This window comes from Priestia sp. GS2 (assembly GCF_036409025.1).
GTDB lineage: Bacteria > Bacillota > Bacilli > Bacillales > Bacillaceae_H > Priestia > Priestia aryabhattai_A.
In genome coordinates, this window is record NZ_JAZGJX010000006.1 from 1 (window position 1) to 2345 (window position 2345).

The following is a 2345-nucleotide window of genomic DNA, read 5'->3' on the forward strand; positions in this document are numbered from 1 at the left end:
ATTGTTCTTTGAAAACTAGATAACAGTAATAGCTGAGGAAAAGTGAAACTTTTCTTTAATCAAACCAATAAATAACGCAACGCAAGTTGCACCATTTATTCGCTAATGGTTAAGTTAGAAAGGGCGCACGGTGAATGCCTTGGCACTAGGAGCCGATGAAGGACGGGACTAACACCGATATGCTTCGGGGAGCTGTAAGTAAGCTTTGATCCGGAGATTTCCGAATGGGGAAACCCACTGTTCGTAATGGAGCAGTATCTTTATCTGAATACATAGGATATTGAAGGCAGACCCGGGGAACTGAAACATCTAAGTACCCGGAGGAAGAGAAAGCAAATGCGATTTCCTGAGTAGCGGCGAGCGAAACGGAATTAGCCCAAACCAAGAGGCTTGCCTCTTGGGGTTGTAGGACACTCTATACGGAGTTACAAAGGAACGAGGTAAATGAAGAGGTCTGGAAAGGCCCGTCAAAGAAGGTAACAACCCTGTAGTTGAAACTTCGTTCCCTCTTGAGTGGATCCTGAGTACGGCGGAACACGTGAAATTCCGTCGGAAGCTGGGAGGACCATCTCCCAAGGCTAAATACTCCCTAGTGACCGATAGTGAACCAGTACCGTGAGGGAAAGGTGAAAAGCACCCCGGAAGGGGAGTGAAAGAGATCCTGAAACCGTGTGCCTACAAGTAGTCAGAGCCCGTTAATGGGTGATGGCGTGCCTTTTGTAGAATGAACCGGCGAGTTACGATCCCATGCAAGGTTAAGTTGAAGAGACGGAGCCGTAGCGAAAGCGAGTCTGAATAGGGCGTTTAGTATGTGGTTGTAGACCCGAAACCAGGTGATCTACCCATGTCCAGGGTGAAGTTCAGGTAACACTGAATGGAGGCCCGAACCCACGCACGTTGAAAAGTGCGGGGATGAGGTGTGGGTAGCGGAGAAATTCCAATCGAACCTGGAGATAGCTGGTTCTCTCCGAAATAGCTTTAGGGCTAGCCTCACGTAGTGAGAGTCTTGGAGGTAGAGCACTGATTGGACTAGGGGCCCCCAACGGGTTACCGAATTCAGTCAAACTCCGAATGCCAAAGACTTATCCGTGGGAGTCAGACTGCGAGTGATAAGATCCGTAGTCAAAAGGGAAACAGCCCAGACCACCAGCTAAGGTCCCCAAGTATACGTTAAGTGGAAAAGGATGTGGAGTTGCTTAGACAACCAGGATGTTGGCTTAGAAGCAGCCACCATTTAAAGAGTGCGTAATAGCTCACTGGTCGAGTGACTCTGCGCCGAAAATGTACCGGGGCTAAACGTATCACCGAAGCTGTGGATTGACATCTTTGATGTCAGTGGTAGGAGAGCGTTCTAAGTGCTGCGAAGCTAGACCGTAAGGACTGGTGGAGCGCTTAGAAGTGAGAATGCCGGTATGAGTAGCGAAAGACAAGTGAGAATCTTGTCCACCGAATGCCTAAGGTTTCCTGAGGAAGGCTCGTCCGCTCAGGGTTAGTCGGGACCTAAGCCGAGGCTGAAAAGCGTAGGCGATGGCCAACAGGTTGATATTCCTGTACCACCTCCCCGCCGTTTGAGTAATGGGGGGACGCAGGAGGATAGGGTAAGCGCGCTGCTGGATATGCGCGTTCAAGCAGTTAGGCTGATGAGTAGGCAAATCCGCTCATCATAAGGCTGAGCTGTGATGACGAGGGAAATATAGTACCGAAGTTCCTGATTCCACACTGCCAAGAAAAGCCTCTAGCGAGGCGGGAGGTGCCCGTACCGCAAACCGACACAGGTAGGCGAGGAGAGAATCCTAAGGTGATCGAGAGAACTCTCGTTAAGGAACTCGGCAAAATGACCCCGTAACTTCGGGAGAAGGGGTGCTCTGGTAGGGTGTATAGCCCGAGAGAGCCGCAGTGAATAGGCCCAGGCGACTGTTTAGCAAAAACACAGGTCTCTGCGAAGCCGCAAGGCGAAGTATAGGGGCTGACGCCTGCCCGGTGCTGGAAGGTTAAGAGGAGGGGTTATCCTTTGGGAGAAGCTCTGAATCGAAGCCCCAGTAAACGGCGGCCGTAACTATAACGGTCCTAAGGTAGCGAAATTCCTTGTCGGGTAAGTTCCGACCCGCACGAAAGGCGTAACGATCTGGGCACTGTCTCAACGAGAGACTCGGTGAAATTATAGTACCTGTGAAGATGCAGGTTACCCGCGACAGGACGGAAAGACCCCGTGGAGCTTTACTGTAGCCTGATATTGAATTTTGGTACAGCTTGTACAGGATAGGTAGGAGCCTGAGAAGCCGGAGCGCTAGCTTCGGTGGAGGCGTCGGTGGGATACTACCCTGGTTGTATTGAAATTCTAACCC

1 rRNA gene is annotated in these 2345 nt (G+C 50.9%); it reads left to right on the top strand.

Going from position 1 to position 2345, the window contains the following annotated elements:
* Nucleotides 1-107: 107 nt before the first annotated feature.
* Nucleotides 108-2345 (top strand): 23S ribosomal RNA (locus tag V2145_RS21390); the annotation flags it as partial.